The sequence below is a fragment of the Nitratidesulfovibrio termitidis HI1 genome, assembly GCF_000504305.1.
GTDB classification, from domain to species: Bacteria; Desulfobacterota; Desulfovibrionia; order Desulfovibrionales; family Desulfovibrionaceae; genus Cupidesulfovibrio; species Cupidesulfovibrio termitidis.
In genome coordinates, this window is the sequence record NZ_KI632512.1 from 1,209,173 (window position 1) to 1,229,408 (window position 20,236).

General features: G+C 67.4%; 16 protein-coding genes. 14 read left to right on the top strand and 2 right to left on the bottom strand.

Translation table 11 applies throughout. From position 1 onward, the window contains the following. Positions 1–219 precede the first annotated feature (219 nt). The 4 genes from DESTE_RS17130 to DESTE_RS04985 all read left to right on the top strand — a co-directional run bounded on the left by DESTE_RS17130 (position 220) and on the right by DESTE_RS04985 (position 4,823). Positions 220–1,059 carry a molecular chaperone TorD family protein gene (locus DESTE_RS17130; RefSeq protein ID WP_084559363.1) on the top strand — a complete coding sequence of 280 codons (840 nt, stop codon included), beginning with the start codon at positions 220–222 and terminating at the stop codon, positions 1,057–1,059. Between the two features lie 101 nt (positions 1,060–1,160). Then, positions 1,161–3,392, top strand: coding sequence for a molybdopterin-dependent oxidoreductase (locus DESTE_RS04975; RefSeq protein ID WP_035069765.1), 2,232 nt, complete (start codon positions 1,161–1,163; stop codon positions 3,390–3,392). Between the two features lie 10 nt (positions 3,393–3,402). Beyond that, positions 3,403–3,990 (top strand): 4Fe-4S dicluster domain-containing protein, encoded by a 588-nt coding sequence (locus tag DESTE_RS04980; protein WP_035065648.1) that lies wholly within the window; start codon positions 3,403–3,405, stop codon positions 3,988–3,990. Between the two features lie 2 nt (positions 3,991–3,992). Then, positions 3,993–4,823 carry a DmsC/YnfH family molybdoenzyme membrane anchor subunit gene (locus DESTE_RS04985; protein WP_035065652.1) on the top strand — a complete coding sequence of 277 codons (831 nt, stop codon included), beginning with the start codon at positions 3,993–3,995 and terminating at the stop codon, positions 4,821–4,823. Between the two features lie 102 nt (positions 4,824–4,925). Here the strand turns inward: DESTE_RS04985 and DESTE_RS04990 are convergent, their stop codons facing one another. Next, complete coding sequence (locus DESTE_RS04990) at positions 4,926–5,705, bottom strand: tetratricopeptide repeat protein (protein ID WP_245590733.1); 780 nt, start codon at positions 5,703–5,705, stop codon at positions 4,926–4,928. A 224-nt stretch (positions 5,706–5,929) separates the two neighbouring features. Between DESTE_RS04990 and DESTE_RS04995 the strand changes: the two genes are divergently transcribed. Further along, positions 5,930–8,401 (top strand): DUF3536 domain-containing protein, encoded by a 2,472-nt coding sequence (locus tag DESTE_RS04995; RefSeq protein WP_035065655.1) that lies wholly within the window; start codon positions 5,930–5,932, stop codon positions 8,399–8,401. A gap of 165 nt (positions 8,402–8,566) precedes the next feature. Here the strand turns inward: DESTE_RS04995 and DESTE_RS05000 are convergent, their stop codons facing one another. Then, positions 8,567–9,031 carry a hypothetical protein gene (locus DESTE_RS05000; protein WP_035065658.1) on the bottom strand — a complete coding sequence of 155 codons (465 nt, stop codon included), beginning with the start codon at positions 9,029–9,031 and terminating at the stop codon, positions 8,567–8,569. Between the two features lie 384 nt (positions 9,032–9,415). Between DESTE_RS05000 and DESTE_RS05005 the strand changes: the two genes are divergently transcribed. The 9 genes from DESTE_RS05005 (at position 9,416) to DESTE_RS05045 (ending at position 19,818) form a co-directional block, all read left to right on the top strand. Next, on the top strand, positions 9,416–10,264 hold the full coding sequence (locus tag DESTE_RS05005; protein ID WP_035065660.1) for a sulfide/dihydroorotate dehydrogenase-like FAD/NAD-binding protein: 849 nt from the start codon (positions 9,416–9,418) through the stop codon (positions 10,262–10,264). A 4-nt stretch (positions 10,265–10,268) separates the two neighbouring features. Beyond that, positions 10,269–11,714, top strand: a complete 1,446-nt coding sequence (gene gltA / locus DESTE_RS05010) for an NADPH-dependent glutamate synthase (RefSeq protein WP_035065662.1) — start codon at positions 10,269–10,271, stop codon at positions 11,712–11,714. 334 nt (positions 11,715–12,048) lie between these two features. Beyond that, complete coding sequence (locus DESTE_RS05015; RefSeq protein WP_035065665.1) at positions 12,049–12,339, top strand: late competence development ComFB family protein; 291 nt, start codon at positions 12,049–12,051, stop codon at positions 12,337–12,339. Between the two features lie 134 nt (positions 12,340–12,473). Then, the gene (locus tag DESTE_RS05020) at positions 12,474–13,298 is read left to right on the top strand and encodes a histidinol-phosphatase (RefSeq protein ID WP_035065667.1); all 825 of its coding nucleotides are present in this window, start codon (positions 12,474–12,476) and stop codon (positions 13,296–13,298) included. 102 nt (positions 13,299–13,400) lie between these two features. After that, the gene (locus DESTE_RS05025) at positions 13,401–15,080 is read left to right on the top strand and encodes an ATP-binding cassette domain-containing protein (RefSeq protein WP_051384322.1); all 1,680 of its coding nucleotides are present in this window, start codon (positions 13,401–13,403) and stop codon (positions 15,078–15,080) included. Beyond that, entirely contained in the window at positions 15,077–15,856 is a 780-nt protein-coding gene (locus DESTE_RS05030) for a phosphoribosylanthranilate isomerase (protein WP_051384323.1), read from the top strand. Before DESTE_RS05025 ends, DESTE_RS05030 begins: the two co-directional genes overlap by 4 nt. A 982-nt stretch (positions 15,857–16,838) precedes the next feature. Next, positions 16,839–17,846, top strand: coding sequence for a 4Fe-4S binding protein (locus DESTE_RS05035; protein ID WP_084559364.1), 1,008 nt, complete (start codon positions 16,839–16,841; stop codon positions 17,844–17,846). A 441-nt stretch (positions 17,847–18,287) separates the two neighbouring features. After that, a complete protein-coding gene (locus tag DESTE_RS05040; protein WP_035065669.1) occupies positions 18,288–19,145 on the top strand; it encodes a zinc metalloprotease HtpX in 858 nt (285 codons plus the stop codon). A 247-nt stretch (positions 19,146–19,392) separates the two neighbouring features. Then, a complete protein-coding gene (locus tag DESTE_RS05045; RefSeq protein WP_035065672.1) occupies positions 19,393–19,818 on the top strand; it encodes a PaaI family thioesterase in 426 nt (141 codons plus the stop codon). The last annotated feature ends 418 nt before the right edge of the window (positions 19,819–20,236 follow it).

Sequence of the window (20,236 nt, forward strand, 5' to 3'; positions counted from 1 at the left end):
AACGGGTTGCCCCTTCCAGCCCGGCCACGGCCTTCGCCACTCCTCTCCCCATCTGGACGTTTCCGCTCTGCATCGGGTAGTACCCCCTACCCATTATCACCCCATTTCATAGCCTTGTGACAACAGCGCTCCCGGACTAGCCTGCATATGTCCAAAAACAGGCCACTGTCCGCATCCGCCTGCATCCGCGTTGCGGCCCGGACAGATCGAGGAGACGCAATGGATCACATTTCCCCCACGCCCGGCGCGCCCGGGGTGCCCCTTCGGGGCGGGCAGTCCGGAAGGGGCAACCGGGCAGGCAAGGCTGACGGCACCGCCCGCGATGCATGCCTGTTGCGCGCCCTGCGCGACCTGTTTTCCGCGCGGGGTGCGGACGACCTGCGTGCGGCCTCGCTGGCGCTGGATGCGTGCCGCACCAGGTTCGGGTGCTCCCGTGCCACGCGCGGCGCTCCCCCCTGCACCCCATCCGGCTCCCCATCTGGCCCCTTATCTGGCCCCCCATCTGGCCCCCCATCTGGCCCAGACACCATAGATACCCCCGACCACTGGCGCGCTACCGAGTACGCCTTCAACCGGCTGTTCGTGGGCCCCATGGCCGTGCCCGCACCGCCCTACGCTTCTGCATGGCTGGAAACGGAGCCCCGCCTGATGGGTGAAGCCGCCATGGACATGCGGGCCTTGTACCACGCCCTGGGGCGCGCCGTACCCGGTGAAGGCGCCACGCCCGACGACCACCTGAGCTTCGAACTGGATGCGGCGCTTGCGCTGCTGGCCCTGCGAGAGGCGGCAGGCGCCGCGTCGCCATCTTCCGCTCCAGAGCCTTCCCCCTCCACACTCGCCACCGACACACAGGAAGCATGGCGCTGGCTTGTGGCCGAGCACATGGGGGCATGGGTGCCGCGCTTCGTGCAGCACGCCCTGGCCGAACCCGACGTGCCGCCCGCCATCGCCCGTGCGCTGGCCATGCTGCTGTGCTGGCAGGAAGACGCAGCCGCAGCCTGCGCCCCACCCCGCACGGAAGTGACAACCACCGGAACGCAAGACCGGCAGGACGCATAGTCAACGAACTTCCGCAAATCATGAACACCACGGAGGTCACCATGTCCGATTCCATCGGCGCCCCCTCGCGCGGAGCGCCATCCCGCGCGCCATCCTGTTCCATGACCAGACGCAGCTTCCTCAAGGGGCTCATCGCATCCGGCGCGCTGGCCACGCTGCCCTGCGGGCTGCTGCTGCCCCGCAGCGCATCCGCCGCACCCTTCAACAAGTCAGATTTCCAGATCTTCCGCAACGCCTGCCCGCGCAACTGTTACGACACGTGCAGCATCGTCACCTACGTCAAGGACGGGGTGGTCCAGTTCGTGGAAGGCGCGCCGGAATCCACCTACACGGCGGGCGGGCTGTGCGTGAAGGGCTATGCCTACCCCCGCCGCGTCTACAGTCCCGACCGCATCAAGTACCCCATGGTCCAGGACGGGCGCGGCAGCGGCAACTGGCGGCGCGTCTCGTGGGACGAAGCCATGGAGCGCATCGCTCGCAAGCTGTTGGAGATAAAGGAAAAGGACGGCAACCTGCTGGGGCTTGCCCTTACCAAGTATTCCGGCAACTTCGGCATCACCAACTACGGCGTGGAAGGCATGATGTCCTCGCTGGGCTACACCACCCGCCTCGTGGGCACGCCCTGCTGGCCCGCCGGCATCGACGCCCAGAACTACGACCTGGGCGACATGTGGTGCAACGACCCGGAAGACATGGAAAAATCGCGCTATGTCATCATCTGGGGGGCCAACCCCGCGTGGTGTTCGGTGCATTCCATGAAGTACGTCTACGCCGCCCGCGACCGGGGGGCCAAGATCGTGGTCATCGACCCGGTGCTGACCCAGACCGCCGCCAAGGGCGACGTGGCCTGGCAGCCGGAAACCGGCAGCGACGGCGCGCTGGCGCTGGGCATGGCCCGGCACGTGCTTGACCTGGGTCTGGTGGACCGCGACTTCGTGACCAACAACGCCGTGGGCTTCGAGGAATTCGCCGCCTACCTGCGCCAGAACGTCACCGTGGAATGGGCGGCGGAAAAGTCGGGCATTCCCGCCGACGAGATCCGCCGCGTGGCCGAGGAATTCGCCACCGCCAAGCCCGCCACCATCTGGATCGGCTACGGCATGCAGCGCCACGTCAACGGAGGGGCCGCCGTGCGCGCCATCGACGCGCTGGTGGCCATGACCGGCAACGTGGGCAAGGTGGGCGGCGGCGCGCGCTACGGCCACCTGCAGACCTGGGGCTTCAACTACCACGCCATGATCCAGAAGGCCCCGGAAGGCTCCATCGGCTTCGTGGGCAAGGCGGGCCCCAAGGGCGAATTCGACGTTACCGCCGGAGCGGCTGCCGCCACCGCCTACACCGACCGCGCCCTGAACATCAACAAGACCGCGCAGGAACTGCTGGACGCCCAGAACCCGCCGGTGCGCGTGCTGTGGTCGTCGTGCAAGAACCCCTTCGCGCAGGACTTCGACCGCAACAAGCTGGAAAAGGCCTTCAACAAGCTGGAAATGGCGGTCAGCGTCGAGCAGTTCTTTACCGAAACCGTGCGCCATTCCGACATCGTGCTGCCGGTGACCACCCTGTTCGAGGAATGGACAGTCAACGCATCCTACTGGCACTACTGGGTATCGCTGAACGAGCAGGCCATCGCCCCCATGCACGAGGCCAAGTCGAACATCGAGATCGCGGCGCTGCTCTCCAGGCACATGAACCGCCTGTCGCCCGGTTCCTGCACCTATCCGCAGGACATCGACACCAGGGAATGGATGGAGAAGGAGTTCAACAAGGGCGTGTACGACCTTTTGGGCATCACCCACTGGCAGGACCTGCGCAAGGGACCGGCCAAGGCCAGGATGCCGTCGTCCGCCTCGTGGAGCGACCACAAGTTCAAGACGCCGTCGGGCAAGTACGAGTTCCGGTCCGACCTGTGCGCCAGCCACGGGCACAAGGCCCTGCCGGAGTACAAGGAAGGCCGCAAGGCCTACGCTCCCTATCGCCTGCTGACCCCGCACAGCAAGTTCGCCATCCATTCGCAGTTCGCCAACCTGGACTGGATGGAGGAGTTCCAGAAGGAACCCTTCGTCTACCTGAACCCCGTGCTGGCCAAGGCCAAGGGCATCGCCGACCAGGACACCGTGCGGGTGTTCAACCCCACCGGCGAGGTGAAGCTGCGCGCCAAGATCACCAATACGGTGCCCGGCGACTGCCTGCTGGTGTACGAGGCCTGGTTCCGCAAGCTGAACTTCAACGTGCAGAACCTTGTGGATGACGAATCGGCCGACATGGGCGCCTACAAGACCGGCGCGCCCGGCGTGGCCATTCACGACCAGTTCGCCGACGTGGCGAGAGCATAGGAGGCGGACCATGACCGCACAACAGACATCCCTTCCCCGGCAGCGCGCATTTCTTGTCGACGTGGAGCGCTGCATCGGCTGCTTCACCTGCGCCATGGCGTGCAAGAACTACTACCATCAGGAAACCGGCGTGGTCTGGCGGCAGCTGTACCCGCTGGACGAAGCCATCTACCCCCACCGCGAGCGGGCCTTTTTCTCGCTGGCCTGCAACCACTGCGAAAACCCGGCCTGCCTCAACGCCTGCCCGGTAAAGGCCTACGAAAAGCGCGAGGACGGCGTGGTGGTGCACCACCAGGACCGCTGCATCGGCTGCGGCAACTGCATCCGTTCCTGTCCCTACGGCGCGCCGCGCTACAACCCGGTGCTGCAAAAGGCGGAAAAGTGCAGCCTGTGCCACGAACGGCTGGACGCCGGGGAACAGCCCGCCTGCGTGCAGAGCTGTCCGGTGCGGGCGCTGCGGCTGGTGGACATTACCGCCATGACCACCGCCGATGCCGCCAACGCCGTGCAATACCCGGCAGGGTACCCGGAAATGCCGCAGGTCAACCCGTCCACCCGCTTCATCATGCCCAGAACACCCCGTGTGGTGAGGAGGTAACCATGCAGAACATCGAACTTCCCCTGGTGCTGTTCACCGTGCTGTCGCAAGCCGCCGTGGGCATGGCCCTGCTGCTGGCCGTGCGTTCGTGCGGTTGCGCGGGTGGCGCCTGCGCTGGCGCACCCGGCACGGCCACAGCGGGTGACACCTCCGGCAACCGCACGGAATGGCTGACCGCCACCATCATCATGGGCGTGGCCCTGTTGGTTTCGCTGTTCCATCTGGGGCATCCGGAAGGGGCGGTGCGCACCCTGGCCCATCTGGAAAAGGCCTGGCTGAGCCGGGAGATTCTGGCCTTTGGCGCGTTCGCCGCGCTGCTGGCCGTGGCCGCCCTTACCGGCAAGGCGGGCGCGGGTCTGCGCGCCGCAGCCGCGCTGGTGGGCCTGGCTGCCCTGTATACCTCGGGCATGACGTATGCCCCGCCTGCCATGCCCGCCCTGCACAACGCCGCGCCGCTGGGGTTCTTTCTGCTGTCGGCGCTGCTGCTTGGGGCCTCGTTCGGCAGCTGGTTCGCGGGCGAGGGCAGCCAGCCCACGCTGCGCGCCATACTGCTCGGCAGTCTGGCGGCGGCGCTTGCTGTGTATGTCATCGTGCCCTGCGTGTGGGCATCGGGCGGTACGGTCATGCAGATGACCGCCCGCGCGTGGCTGGCGTCGCCCCTGTACTGGGCGCGGCTGGTGCTGGGCATCCTCGTGCCGCTGGTGGTGATGATCCGCAGCCCGCGCATCCCCCGCTGGATGGGGCCGCTGGTACTGCTGGGCGAACTGGCGGGCCGGGCGGTGTTCTTCGGGGCCACCGTGCATGCGGCCATGAATCTGGGCGCACCGTATTAGGGGCGTCCCCGAATTCCCTGTCGCCTTCACCTGAATGAAAACGGGGCGGTGTTCTTCCAACACCGCCCCGTACCATTTTCATGAACCGCAATACCCTTGCAGCTAATAGCCTTCCACACCGTCGGTCAATGCCTCCGGCACGTCGCACGGGTCGTTCAGCAGAAGTTCCTGCGGCATGTCCATGGGGTGCCCCACCTCACGGCCCTTGCGCACGGCGATGATGGCGCGCAACTGCTGCCCTTCCTCCAGCCGGGGGTTCAGGCTCAGGGCACGGCACAGAAAGCCGTTGGCCTTCTCGTAGTCGCCGGACTCGAACAGGGTACGGGCGATGTTGTACAGCAGGTGGTCGTCCTTGGGGGCCAGCTGCGCGGCGCGGGCGTAGAAGCGCAGCGCCTCTCCGAACATACGGCTCTTGCGCAGCTTGATGCCGAAATCGTTGAACATGTGCTTGTGACGCGGGTCAAAGGCGCCGGGCAGGGCAATGAGCCGCTGGAACACTTCGCGCGCCTTGTCCAGGTCTTCGCGGGCAAGGTAGGTCAGCCCCAGCCCGAAGGTGGCGCGCACATTCTGCTCGTCGATGGCCAGGGCGTTCTGGAACTCGAACTCGGCGCTCCAGGTCTCGCCACGTTCGCGGTGGCGTTCGCCACGCGCGATGTGCCCGGCCAGTTCGCGCATGGCCGGATACACCTTCTCGTGATAGATGGCGGGTTCGGGGATGTAGTCCAGCACCAGATCCTCGTAGGTGAGGATGGTGGTCTCGCCGGTGGGCACGTGATTGTCGTTCAGCGCCTGGGCGTCGTAGCGGCCGTCCTCGCGCTGGTTCACGTAGATCATCACGTTCTGCTGCACGGTACGCCGCGTTCCGCCGAAACCGATTTTCATATCGGCCGTCGTGGAAAAGACCCCGCGCCTGGGTTTTTCACCCAGCACGGGGAAATCTTTCACCATTTCCGTATCGACGTTCACGGCGAACCCCCGGTTGTCTACGGCATGATGATAGCCTTGCATCGTGCCCCCGTAAACCCTGCTTGTGCCCCCATAGTCGGGTTGGGCACCTTTCCCCGTTGCGCAGGGCGGTGTATCCTGCCGGAAACCAGGAGGTCCCCATGCCCCGCAGCCTGTGCATTCACGGCCATTTCTATCAGCCCCCGCGCGAGGATCCGTGGCTGGATGATATTTTGCCTGAAGGCAGCGCAGCCCCCGCCCCAGACTGGAACACCCGCATCCTGCGCGAAAGTTACGCACCGCTGGGGTGGGCGCGCCGCCTGGACCGCGAGGGGCGCATCGGCGACATCCTGAACTGCTACGAATGGACCAGCTTCAACGCCGGGCCCACCCTGCTGCGCTGGATGGACCGCCACGCCCCGGACACCCTGCGCCGCATGGTGGAAGGCGACCGGGTCAGCGCGGCGCGCTGGGGGCACGGCAACGCCATGGCCCAGGTGTATCATCACGTCATCATGCCCCTGGCCACACCGCTGGACCGCGAGGTGGAAACCGCGTGGGCCGTGGCCGACTTTGCCGCCCGGTTTGGCCGCGCGCCCGAAGGCATGTGGCTGCCCGAGGCCGCCGTGGACACCCCCACGCTGGAAACGCTGGCGGCGGCGGGCATCGCCTTTACCGTGCTGGCTCCGCGCCAGGCCCGCGCCGTGGCCGCGCTGGACGGCATCGACCAAGCCAATGCCGCATGGCAGCCGGTGCACGAAGGCTCGCTGGACATCGGCCTGCCCTACCGGGCGGAACTGCCCTCCGGCCGGAGCATCGACATCTTTTTCTACGACGGCCCCATCTCGCGGGCCGTGGCGTTCGAGCAACTTTTGCGCGACGGCGAAGTCTTCTGGCGCAGGCTGGCCGATGCGGCCCGCACCCTGCCCGTGCCCCCCGGCGAGGAACAGGGCGGAGACGCCGGAAACGCAGGCAACGTGGATCGCCTGCTGGCCGTGTGCACCGACGGCGAAACCTACGGCCACCACTTCACCTTCGGCGAAATGGCCCTGGCCCACGTGCTGGCCCAGGGCTACGCCGGGCGCGACGGGGTGTCCCTGACCAACTTCGCCGCGTTCCGCCACCGCAACCCGCCGCGCATGCGGGTGCTGCTGCACGAACCGTCGTCGTGGAGCTGCGCCCACGGCGTGGAGCGCTGGCGCTCCGACTGCGGCTGCACCGACGGCGGGCACCCCGGCTGGAACCAGCGCTGGCGCGGCCCCCTGCGCCAGGGGCTGGACGCCGTCAAGCAGGGGCTGGACGCCCATTTCGCCGCCGTTGGAGCCGCGCTGTTCCGCGATCCCAAGGCCGCCCTGCTGGCCTACGGCCAGGTGCTGGCTGCTCCCGGGGACATCGAGGTACGCGAGGCCTTTGCCGCCGCGCATCTGGCCCCCGGCATCGCCGGGCGGCAGGCAGATGCGGCCTGGAAGCTGCTGGCCATGCAGGAGGCGGGTCTGGCGTCCTTTGCCAGCTGCGCCTGGTTCTTCGACGAAATTTCGCGCATCGAACCGGTGAACGCCATGACCTATGCCTTGCGCGCGCTGGACCTGTGCACCGCCACCGGCGGGCCGGACCTGTTGCCGCACCTGACGGAGCATCTGGCCCACGCCGTTTCCAACAAGCCGGAGGAAGGCGCCGGGGCGGACATCCTGTCCCGCACCGTGCTGCCCCGGCGCGGCACCGACGCCAGCCTGGTGCTGCAGGCCCTGTGGCGACTGCGCGCGGAACACGGACTGCCCGCCCCCGGAGCCATGGCAACCCACGCCTGGCCGGGCGCCGAAGTGGACGTGACCCTTGATGCACGTGATGCCCATTCCGCGCCCGAGGGAGCTGACGGATCTGGCGGAGCTGACGGATCTGGCAAAACTGGCGGATCTGACCCGGACAGCATTGCCGGCACTGCCGCCCTGCGCCTGCCGCTGGAAACGGAAGGCCGCGCCGTGCGCTTCACCTGGCAGCCGCCAGGACCATCCACGTCCGCCCGTGCCTCGCGCATCACCGTTCGCCCCGTGACGGAGCCCGATGCCGCCGCAACGTCCCTGTCCGTGGCCGACCTGCCGCTGAACGCCCGCCAGGCCCTGCTGCTGTCCCTGCTGCACGGCGAGGAACGGAGCCAGGCCCCACGGCGCGCGGCGCTGGCCCGTCAGACCCTGGCGCTTGTGGACCCGTGGGAAGAGGCCCAGCACGACATGCCCGCCAGCCACCTGTGGGCCGACCTGGCCCCGCAACTGGGGCTGGCGCTGGTGACGGAGCCCCCGGCAACCGACGTGCCCGGCGGCGAATCGTCCGGCAGGGAATCCCCCGGCAAGGCCGCATGGCGACAAGGGCTGGAACTGCTGCGTTCCCTGCAACCATCCCCCCGGCAACGGGACGGGCTGCATCAACTGCTGCGAAATCACCTGCTGGAACTGCTGGCCGCACCCGCGCCGGACTGGGCCGGGCTGTGCGGTGCCGTGGAACGCACCCGCGAGGTAGCGCCCGACTTCGACTGGTGGGCCGTGCAGAACCGCATGTGGGAACGGTTGCAAACCAGCGGCGCAATGGCCGAGGCATCAACCCGGCATTGCGCAACCCTGCTGGGTTTTCGGGTGTAACGCTTCCTGCTCTGAAAACGGAAAAGACCCCGGGCACACCATGTGCCTGAGGCCTTTTTCATCACAACGATAACGAATGTCAATCGCAGAAAAACACGGCAGGTTCGAAAAAGGCCTCGCCAGAGCCGCATGAGGACGGGACGGCAAAAAAATGGGCGGGGCGGGCTATACGGAAGTCTGGATCATGGGCGTGCCATGCACCAGGGAGGCGGAGCGGGCATAGGCGCGGGCGCCTGCGGCGGGGGTACGGGTGGGGGGTGCCTCTCCGGTCAACGCAGCCTGGGGGTTCCGGGCGGCAACATCCGGATTGCCGCCGAGCGATGTCGTAGCACCGGAATCGCCGTCCGGCGCGGTTTGCGCGGGAGCCAGTTCCGCCAGCAGCTGCTGCGTCTGCAGGCTGTCGGCGAAGTTGAAGGCCCGCATGCGTTGCAGCGATTCGGCGGCCTGTACGGCGGCGTCCTGCGCCGTGGGGGCGGTTTCGGTCTCGTAGCTGACCGTCAGCGGGCCGAGGGAAAAGGCCGTCTTCGTTCGCTTGGCGGAAAGCAGCCCCAGCGCATCGCCCGCATCGCGGGTCAGTGCGCGGCTGTACGCGGCAAGGCCGCGTGACGAGGTTGCGTCGCCGATGTCCATGGCCGATCCCTGGCTATGGGTTCTGCATATGCGCCGCGCCGGTGCGTCGGCCTTGCGGACCTTGCCGCGAGAGAGCCGGAAGCGTCACCGCCCACCGGACTTTCGGACTACGCCCGTGTGCACCATATGCAACCGCTGGTCTGATACAATAACTTACATACGGATCGCCAACCGCGCAACCCGCATTTTTCTTGCATTGAGCGGGCGCAGAACTTACGAAGGTCGCTGACCGTTCAACCGGTTGCGGCCATTTTCCCATGGCCCCCGGCAACCGTCGTCCGCCCGGCGCGGCCCGTACCTGCATGCCATACCGCAGACTTTGCGTCGGCACTGGCAGACATCACCGGGCGGACAGCCAATCCCCGCAAGGAAGGAAGCACGCGCATGCCCTGCAAGATACTGGAAAAAGAGCGCCTGATCCCCGGCCAGACCAGCAAGCTGGTCATTGACGCGCCGCACATCGCCAAAAAGGCGCAGCCGGGCAACTTCGTCATCCTGCGCGTCTGCGACAAGGGCGAGCGCATCCCGCTCACCATCGCCGACGCCGATCCCGAACGCGGCACCATCACCATCGTCTATCTGGTCATGGGCAAGTCCACCGCCCTGCTGGAAACCCTGGACGCGGGCGATTCCATCCTCGATGTGTGCGGCCCGCTGGGCAAGCCCACCCACATCGAAAAGGCGGGCACGGTCATCTGCGTGGGCGGCGGCACGGGCATCGCGGCCATGCACCACATCGCCAAGGGGCACCACAGGGCGGGCAACCACGTGGTGGCCGTCATCGGCGCGCGCAGCAAGGACCTGCTGCTCTTTTACGACGAACTTTCGTCCTTCTGCCCCGAAGTGCTGGTGTCCACCGACGACGGCAGCTTCGGCCACAAGGGCCTGGTCACCGACCTGCTGCGCCAGCGGCTGGAAACGGACAAGACCGTGTCCGAGGTGGTGGCCGTGGGCCCCGTGCCCATGATGGCCGCGGTGGCGAAGACCACCGAACCTTTCGGCGTGAAAACCACGGTCAGCCTGAACTCCATCATGGTGGACGGCATCGGCATGTGCGGCGCCTGCCGCGTGAGCGTGGGCGGCGAAACCCGCTTCGCCTGCGTGGACGGCCCCGAATTCGACGGCCACAAGGTGGACTTCAACGAACTGCGCCAGCGCCTTGCCGCCTTCAAGCCGCAGGAGAAGGCATCGTACGATCACCACTGCAAGTGTACCTGCGCGGGGGAGAAGTAAGACCATGACCGCCACCGCCGAACGCAAGCCCGCCGGGGGCCGCAAGATCGCCCCGCGCGTGGACATGCCCTGCCAGCCCGCCGGGGAGCGCATCCGCAACTTCGAAGAAGTGGCCCTGGGCTACACGCAGCAGATGGCCACGGAAGAGGCCCGGCGCTGCCTGCAATGCAAGAACCCCAAGTGCGTCAAGGGCTGCCCCGTTGAAGTGCCCATCAGGGACTTCATCGGCCAGCTTGCCAAGGGTGACCTGGAAGGCGCGTACCGCACCATCAAGTCCACCAACAGCCTGCCCGGCGTATGCGGCCGGGTGTGCCCGCAGGAAAACCAGTGCGAGGGCGCCTGCGTGCTGAACGCCAAGGGCCAGCCCGTGGCCATTGGCCGTCTGGAACGCTACGTGGCCGACACCTACATGGCCCTCGACGCCTGCGACCATCTTTCCGCCAGGCTGACCTGCCCGGCGGTGGACCCGGAACTGCGCGTGGCCTGCATCGGCAGCGGCCCGGCCAGCCTGACCGTGGCGGGGTACCTGTCCTCGCGCGGGATCAAGGTGACCGTGTACGAGGCGCTGCACGAGGTGGGCGGGGTGCTGGTGTACGGCATTCCCGAATTCCGCCTGCCGAAATCGGCCATCGTGGAAAAGGAAGTGCAGGCCCTGCGCACCCAGGAAGTGGACTTCGTCACCAACTGGGTGGGGGGCCGCACCTTTTCGATCGACGACCTGTTCGCGGAAGGCTACCGCGCCGTGTTCATCGGCGTGGGCGCGGGGCTGCCGCGCTTTCTCGGCGTGCCCGGCGAGAACCTGACCGGCGTTTTTTCCGCCAACGAATACCTTACCCGCGTCAACCTGGGCCGGGCCTACGCCTTTCCCGACTACGACACCCCGGTCTACCAGGGCCGCAACGTGACGGTATACGGCGGCGGCAACGTGGCCATGGACGCGGCCCGCACGGCGCTGCGCCTGGGTGCGGAATCGGTGCGCATCGTCTATCGCCGCACCCGCGACGAACTGCCCGCCCGGCACGAGGAACTGGAACACGCCGAGGAAGAAGGCGTGATCCTGGAACTGCTGGCCAACCCCGTGGCCTTCCACGGCGACGAGATGGGCCGCCTGACCGGCGTCACCCTGCAACGCATGCAGCTTGGCGAGCCGGACGCATCGGGCCGCCGCAGCCCGGTGCCGGTGGAAGGCGACACCTACGAACTGCCCACCGACCTTGCCGTCATCGCCGTGGGCACCCGGCCCAACCCCATCCTGCTGGAAGCAACGCCGCAGCTGAAGCTGAACCGGCGCGGCTACATCGAGGTGGACGAGACCACCGGCGAAACCTCCATCCCCAACGTGTTCGCCGGGGGGGACATCGTTACCGGCGCGGCCACGGTCATTCTGGCCATGGGCGCGGGCCGCAGGGCGGCCAAGGAAATCCGCAACCGCCTGAAGGGCGGGGAGTAACGGGAAACGGCGCGGACACGGCAGGCGGAACGCTGCATGATGCCGCAAGGCGGAAAGTGAGCGCCGCACCGCCTCCACGCTCTCAACGGCACGCGCATCCCCCCATAGACGCCCCCCCCGCAGGCGCATCGAACGCATGCCGCCGTCCTTTCGCCCGCACGGGCCGAAGGGGCGGCGGTTTCGCATTGCGGCAGAGCCACGCGCGCTTGCGACCAGCCCGCGCCGTTGCTATGTTCCTGAGAGCGGCATGTGCCGCCCGCATGGCGAGGAATCGCGCGCACGATGAAAGCCGCGCCCGCCATCAGACACCATCCCCCACCGAGGAGGCCCGCCCATGGCGCCCAGAAGCGAGAAGTACCGCATCGGCGACATCGACCTGACCGACATCCGCAACCGCAACGAACAGCGGGTCATCAAGGCCATCGAACAGGTCCTGCGCGAGCCCCCGGTGTACACCCCCGACCCCAAGGACATTCAGGACATCTACGCGCTGGCGTTGAACAACCTCACCCCGCGCTATGCCCAGACCGGCACCATCGTGCTGCGCGACCCGGTGCGCGACGACCAGATCGTCGAATCCGTGCGCAACGCCTTCGTGCGGGTCATGGAACGTCCCAAGGAATAACCGCGCCCGCGCGGGCCGAACGGATCAACCGCCAGCCCCGTATGTCCGGCCTGTCTGCCCGACCTGTCTGGGCCGCGCGCCGCCTTTCACAGCAACCCGCCCCGCCACCACGGGGCGGCCATGGACACACCGCCGTGATCACCGTCGATCTGCACACCCACACCAGCCACTCCCACGGGCAGGCCACCGTGGAAGAAATGTTCGCCAGCGCCATGGATCGCGGCATGGAAGTCTTCGGCTTTTCCGAACACTCGCCCCGTCCCCTCGCCTATTCCTATCCCAAGGACTACCGCGAGAAGCTGACGGCGGGCTTTCCCCGTTACGTGGACGAGGTGCGCGCCCTGTCCGATGGACGGCAGGACGGCAAGACCGTGCTGCTGGGCCTGGAAATGGACTGGCTGCCGGGGCAAGAGCCCTTCACGGCGGAAACCATCCACCGCTACCCGTTCGACTACATCATCGGGGGCATCCACTTTCTGGGCACCTGGGGCTTCGACTGCACCGTGGACGACTGGAAAGACCTTGCGCCGGAACAGGCCAACGACGCCTTCGAGCGTTACTTCGACAGCCTGCGCCGCATGGGGGCATCGGGCATGTTCAACATCGCCGCCCACCCGGACATCATCAAGATATTCGCGGTGGATGCCTTCCACGAGTGGCTGGACCGCCCGGAATCGCGCCAGCGGGTGCGCGACGCGCTGGCCACCCTGCGCGCGGCGGGCATGGCCATGGAGATATCCTCTGCCGGGTTGCGCAAGCTGTGCAAGGAAATCTACCCCTGCCCCACCATCATGGAAATGGCCCGCGAACTGGAACTGCCCATCACCTTCGGCTCGGACGCGCACTGCACCTCCACCGTGGCCTGGGGCTTTGACCAACTGGAAGAATACGCCCGCCGCTTCGGCTACACGCACAGCGTGTGGTTTCAGAAGGGTGTGATGCATCAACGGCCCTTCTAGGGGGCAAGGACACGTTCCGCCCGTAGCGCCGGGGTGCCCTGAGCCCCGGCGTGCGTTTTTCATCCTCCAGCATCAGGCCGATGACGCCGCCATTCCCCCATCATGCCCACCACACCTACCCACCATACCGACCACGCCGCCCCGCTGGCGGTGCTGGACAACGTCCGCGTCAGCTTCGGCGGACGCCGCGCCCTGGACGGCGCAAGCTGGACCCTGCGCGCCGGGGAATGCTGGGCCGTGCTCGGTCGCAACGGCGCGGGCAAGTCCACCCTGTTGCGCGTGGTGCGCGGCACCACCCGGCCCGACCAGATCGACGGCGGTCAGGTGACCTGGTACCCGCCCGTGAGCAGGGATGAAAGCACACCACACGGCGAGGCATCCCCCGGAGAAACCTCTGCACTGACCGGGCGCGCCCTGTGCGCCAGCGTTTCCTCGGCCCAGCAGGAACGCTACATGCGCCAGGGCTGGCTGCTCACCGGCGAGGAACTGCTGCTTACCGGCTATTACGACACCCCCCTGCTCTACGAAGACCCCGGCGCGGAGCGCATCGCTGCCGCGCGCGACCTGGCGCGCCGCCTGGGGGCCGCGCACCTGCTGGACGTCAAGGTGCCCGCCATGTCGCAGGGCCAGCTGCGCCTGCTGCTGGTGGCCCGCGCCCTGGTGCGCCAGCCCGCCGTGCTGCTGCTGGACGAGGTGTGCGAAGGGCTGGACGCCACGGCCCGTGCCGCCGTGCTGGGAGCCGTGGACCACGCCGCCGCGCTGGGGGTGACCGTGCTGTTCGCCACCCACCGCACCGACCAGTTGCCTGCCTGCCTCACCCGCGCCCTGCTGGTGCAGGGCGGGCGCATCATGGCGGAAGGCCCGCTGGATGAAGTCATGTCCAACCTGCCCGCCGACTCCGGCGTGTGCGGGGGGGATGGACTGGACATTCCGGATGTCGGCATGCCCGGCCTGAACGGCCAGAGTACATTGGACGGCAGCGCCGCCCCGGCCCGCCAGCCCCGCGACCCGGTCCCGGCTTTGGCCCCCGTACTGGCCCGCATCGAGCGCGCCGACGTGTACGTGGAGCGCACGCATGTGCTGCACGCCATCGACTGGACCATCCGGCGCGGCGAGAACTGGTGCGTCATCGGCCCCAACGGCTCCGGCAAGTCCACCCTGCTGCGTCTGCTGCACGGCGAGGAAAACGTGGCCGTGGGCGGCGACATCGTATGGTTTGCGGACGAGGCATCCTGCGGGGTGGCCCGGCGCGAACCGCCCCAACAGGCATCCCTGCGCGACCTGCCCCTGCTGCACCGCCGCGTGGCCCTGGTGTCCGACCAGTTGCAGGCCACCTACGGGTACGACCTGACCGCCGAGGAACTGGTGCTCACCGGTTTTTCCGGCACCATCGGCCTGTACGACGAGCCGGACGACGACCAGCGGGCAGAGGCCGCCCACTGGCTGCGCATGCTGGGCGCGGCGGGCCTTGCCGGGCAGCGCATCCGCACCCTGTCCACCGGACAGTTGCGCCGAGTGCTTCTGGCCCGTGCCCTTGCGGGCGCACCGGATCTGCTGCTGCTGGACGAACCCTGCTCCGGGCTGGACCCGGCCAGCCGTGCCGCCTTCCTGAGCCTGCTGGGGCAACTGGCCCGCGCGGGCGTGCAGATGGTGCTGGTCACCCATCACGAGGACGACCTGATTCCGGAAATCAGCCACGTGCTGCGCCTGGCCGATGGCCGCGTCACCGAATGCGGCCCGCGCAACGGCAGCGGCAACGTGGAGCAGGGCGCGCCCGCGTGACCGGTTCCACGCATTTCGCTGCGCCCCGGTTGGAGCACGGCGCGCCCTTTGCCGGGCTGATCCAGGTGGCGGGCGTGCACGACATGGCCGAGGCCCTGACCCTGCGCGAAGCCGGGGTGCACGCCATGGGCCTGCCCCTGCGCCTGCCGGTGAACGCGGAAGACCTGACCGAGGCCGAGGCCGCCCGGCTGGTGGCCGCTGTGGAACGTCTGCCCGCGCCGCCCCTGCTGCCCGTGGGCATCACCTACATCGCCGATGGGGCCGAGGCGGCGGAATTCTGCCGCGCGCTCGGGCTGCGCCGCCTGCAATTGCATGGCCCGGTGGCAGCCTGTGAACTGGCCCGGCTGCGGCGCGCGATTCCGGACCTGTTCCTGATCAAGAGCCTGGTGGTGCGGGCAGACGGCAACCTGCCGGAACTGCTGGACACCGTGCGCGAACTGGCCCCGCTGGCCGATGCCTTCATCACCGACACCCACAACCCCGCCACCGGTGCGGACGGCGCCACCGGCCTTACTCACGATTGGTCCGTGAGCGCGGAACTGGTGCGGCGCTCGCCCCGCCCGGTGATCCTTGCTGGCGGCCTGACCCCGGACAACGTGCGCACGGCCATCCTGCGGGTGCGCCCGGCAGGGGTGGATGCGCACACCGGCGTGGAAGGCCCGGATGGCCGCAAGTGCCCGGACCGGCTGCGCCGCTTCGTGGCCGAGGCCCGGCAGGGTTTTGCGGAGGCGAGGCCGGGCCAAGCCCAGACGTGGCCTGATCGGGCCGGGGCCTGACGGGGTTTCCGCGTCTTCGGAGACTTCCGGCGGCCCTCTGCGTCCGGCCAGCCTCCCAGCCCCGATGCCCGGCGCTTGCCACATCCCATTTGGCACATCCCACCTGGCGCATTGCACCGGCACATCCCACCCGGCGCGTGCCGCCGGTCGCGCATCCCCTCCCCCCTCCTGCGGCAAGCCCCTTGAACTTCCTGATTCTTTCCGCTACACCTCGGATTGAGGATTGGGAAATTGCGCACAACCCGCGCGCGTTCCGCGCCGGGGCACCAGAAGGAGGCTGTCATGGATTTCGCATGGTTCATCGCGGGTATTCTGGGCGTTGCCATCGCGCTGCGCTACATCAAGTGCACTACCCCCAACGACGCGCATCACCACTAGGATACGGTTTTTGCCCATACGGGCATGCGGCCTGCGCCAGGTTCACACCCGGCCACGGCCCGCGCAGGAAACGGACGGCCCCGGCCGTCCGTTTCGCATTTTTCCGGCGCGCCTCTCTCCCGCATATACCGTCCTGTGACGCATCCTCCTGCGCTGCCCGAACCATTGCTGTCGGGCCATGGCTGCCGGACCATGACTGCCGGGCCATGCCGTTCAGCCTTGCCCGACATGGCGGTTTTCGCCGCCGTTACGGCATGGACGCACCGCCACGCGTGATGCACCGTGACCCACGTCACGGACGGGGCCGCCACCACGGATCATGGTGGCGACAGGCGCGCCGCCGTCGCCTTTGCGCTGCGCAGCCTTCACTCCCTTGCGTATCCGGACTGCCTGCCGCAATTGTCGGCTGCCCGACGGACACCCCCGTCCACAGGGTGCAGAACCGCCGCATGGGGCACTGTTTTCCGCAGCCGGACCGCAGTTGCACGCGGCAGATCGGACAGGCTCCGGCCCCGCCCGGCTGCCCGGCGCGCGCCGCACCGCAAACCGTCCGCCAGTCAAACCCTCGGCCATTTTCGCCAGCTTCAGTCCCAAGGAGCATTCCGTGTCGCATTCCCCGTTCCGCCTGCTGTCCCCCGCCCGTGTCCGCCTTGGCGTGCAGGCCGCCTATGCCCTGTTCCTGCTGTATGCCGGTTGGCGCTTTTTTCTCTACGTGCGCTGGGCCATGGGCGAATCCGAAGACTTCGTGCCCAAGCCCCCGTCCGTGGAAGGATTTCTGCCCATCAGCGCGCTGATCGCCTTCAAGCGGCTGCTGTTCACCGGCCAGTGGGACCCGGTGCACCCCGCCGGGCTGTTCATCTTCATCGCCGTGCTGGGCATGGCCCTGCTGCTGCGCAAGGGCTTTTGCGGATACATCTGTCCCGTGGGTTTCGTCTCCTCCTTGCTGGCCCGGCTGGGCACGCGGCTGGGCATCGCCCGGCGCACCGGGCCGCGCGCAGCGCGCCTGCTCTCGCTGCCCAAGTACCTGCTGCTGGCGCAGTTCGCCTGGATTTCCGTGGTGTCCATGGATGTGAAATCCATAGAAGGCTTCCTGCTTTCGCCCTACAACTTCGTGGCGGACACCCGGATGCTCCAGTTCTTTCTGGCCCCCAGCAACACCGCGCTGACCGTGTTCGCCGTGCTGGGCGTGGGGTCGCTGGTGCTGCCCTACTTCTGGTGCCGGGTGCTGTGTCCGTACGGCGCGCTGCTTTCGCTGCTGGCGCGCCTTTCTCCGGTGGCGGTACGGCGCGACCCGGCCACCTGCGTGGACTGCGGACGCTGTTCGCGCGCCTGCCCCGCAGCCCTGCCCGTGCAGCGGCTGGAACGCGTCTCGTCCGGCGAATGCGTGGGCTGCACCGAATGCATCGCCGCCTGCCCCGTGGATGGCTGCCTGTCGGTTACCCTGCCCGGCAAGCGCCGCCTGCCCGCATGGTCCATCGCCGCAGGGTGCGTGCTGATGCTGCTGGCGGCCTGGGGCGTGGCGCAGGCATTGGGCATGTGGGATTCTCCCTTGCCGCAGTCCATGGCGCGCCGCTTCCACATGATGCTGCGGGTTGGCATGATCACCCATTAGGCAATCCACTGCGGATTCGCCCTGCCTGCACTTTTGCGTTGTGCAAGTCCGCGACGCTCCATTCGCAACGCATCCCGGCATTCCTTCACGGTGGCCGGGATGCACGCATTGGGCATTCATCCCCCGGCCTGCACGCCGCCGCACCCCGTCCATGGCGAAACCACAGGGTACGGCGCACGCCGACATTCCTTCCCCCCCCCGTCGCACGACGAAAGCTCCACCCTCTTTCTCCCCAGCCCCCTGCCGCAGTATTGCGGCGTCGCCCCCCTTGTCATCTCCCGCAGCGATATTACATAGTTGCGCAGGCGGACAGGCGACCAGATGGCAAGACGACCAGACGTTACGACGTGCCCCATGGCCATGCGGCCCGGCACGCCCCATCCGCCGCACATCCAACCGCGCGGTCCATCCCGCGCCTACCCCACGCAAGGAGCACAGACCGTGACCAGTCAGATCAAGACCGCCATGCTGCTTGCCCTTCTTTCGGGCATCATCATCGTCCTTGGCGGGGCCATGGGCGGCAAGACGGGCATCATGATCGCACTGATCCTGGCCCTGGTGATGAACGTCGGCAGCTACTGGTATTCCGACAAGATCGTCCTTTCCATGTACGGCGCGCAGGAAGTGGCCCCCCAGGACGCCCCCATGCTGCACGCCATGGTGGAAGAACTGGCCGCGCGCGCGGGCATTCCCAAGCCGCGCGTGTGCGTCATCCCCGAAGACGCCCCCAATGCCTTCGCCACCGGGCGCGACCCGGCCCACGGCGTGGTGGCGGTAACACACGGCATCATGCGCATCCTCTCGCCCGAGGAACTCAAGGGTGTGCTGGCCCACGAGATCGGGCACATCGCCAACCGCGACATCCTGGTGCAGACCGTGGCCGGGGTGCTGGCCTCGGTCATCGTGTCCATCGCCAACATGATGCAGTGGGCGGCCATCTTCGGCTTTGGCCGCAGCGACGATGAAGAAGGCGGCACGAGCCCGCTGGTGGCCATCCTGATGGCCATCGTGGCGCCCATCGCCGCCTCGCTGATCCAGTTCGCCATCTCGCGCTCGCGCGAGTATCTGGCCGACGAGACGGGGGCATCGCTGTCCGGCAACCCGCTGTACCTGGCCGGAGCCCTGGCCAAGTTGCAGGCATGGTCGCAGAAGGTGCCCATGCAGCACGGCAGCCAGGCCACCGCGCACATGTTCATCGTCAACCCGTTCAGCGGGGCCAGCATGGCCAGCCTGTTCAGCACCCACCCGCCCATGGAAGAGCGTATCGCCCGCCTGCAGGCCATGGCCGCGCGCCGCTGAACGGACTCCGCATTCGGCCTGAACGGCCAGATCCGATAAATCGGCCAGATCAGGTAAACCGGGCAAACAGGCAACCCGGGCAACGCGGGCCGGAGCGCCAGCGCAAGATCGAAACGCGCAGCCGGGCCGTTGCCTGCAACTCCCCCAACAGCGCCGCCACCAGTGGCGCGCATGACACACATCGGCTATACAAAGGGGCGGGGCAATGTTCCCCGCCCCTTTTGCATGCACTACACCAGGAGGCTCCGTGAGCACCGTCCATGAAGACCTTGTCGCCTTCGTCGAACAGCACGTGGACTGGCACCGCCACCTGGGCATCCGGGTGGAGGAGGTGCGCACCGGCTACGCCCGGCTGCGCCTGCCCTTCCGCGAGGAATTCGCGGGCAACAAGTCACGCGGGGCGCTGCACGGCGGGGTCATCTCCACCCTGGCGGACATTTGCGGCAACGTGGCCCTGTGGACCCACTTCGGCCCCAACGACATGGTTTCCACCGTGGACATGCGCGTGGACTTCCTGCGCCCCGCGCCCTTCGCCGACCTGATAGCCGAGGCCGACGTGCGCTTGCAGGGCTACCGCATCGGCAATATCTTCGTGCGCATCGCGTCCGAATCCACGCCCGGCGTGGCCGTGGCCGAAGGCCGCATCGTCTGCTACGTGAAGCGCGCGGAATAAGCCCGCCCGTGCGGGAGTAAGCCTCTGGAGCCGTCAACGGCTCCATTCCATGTCCGGCCGCTAGCGCGCCCGCTCCTATCGCGCTTACGCACCGCGCATCGGCACGGCCCTGCCTCACACTTCCCTTCTCCCGATACCGTTCGCACTCCTCCCGCCTGCCGGATCCTGCCACACAGGGTCTGACTTTTTCGCATCCCTGATCGGACGCAGTTTTCATTTCTTGCAGAGCAAAACCTCCATATACATTTCATAATGGAGAAATATTTATCGTTGATTTTTTCCCATGACTTGCCTTATTCACAAAAAGCGACATATTTCGAACAACTACGAAGAAAGCATATATTTATGAATCGAAATATATGTACTGCGCCGCAACATCCACAAAACACAAAAATATACAGGTACAAGGAGATGGCAA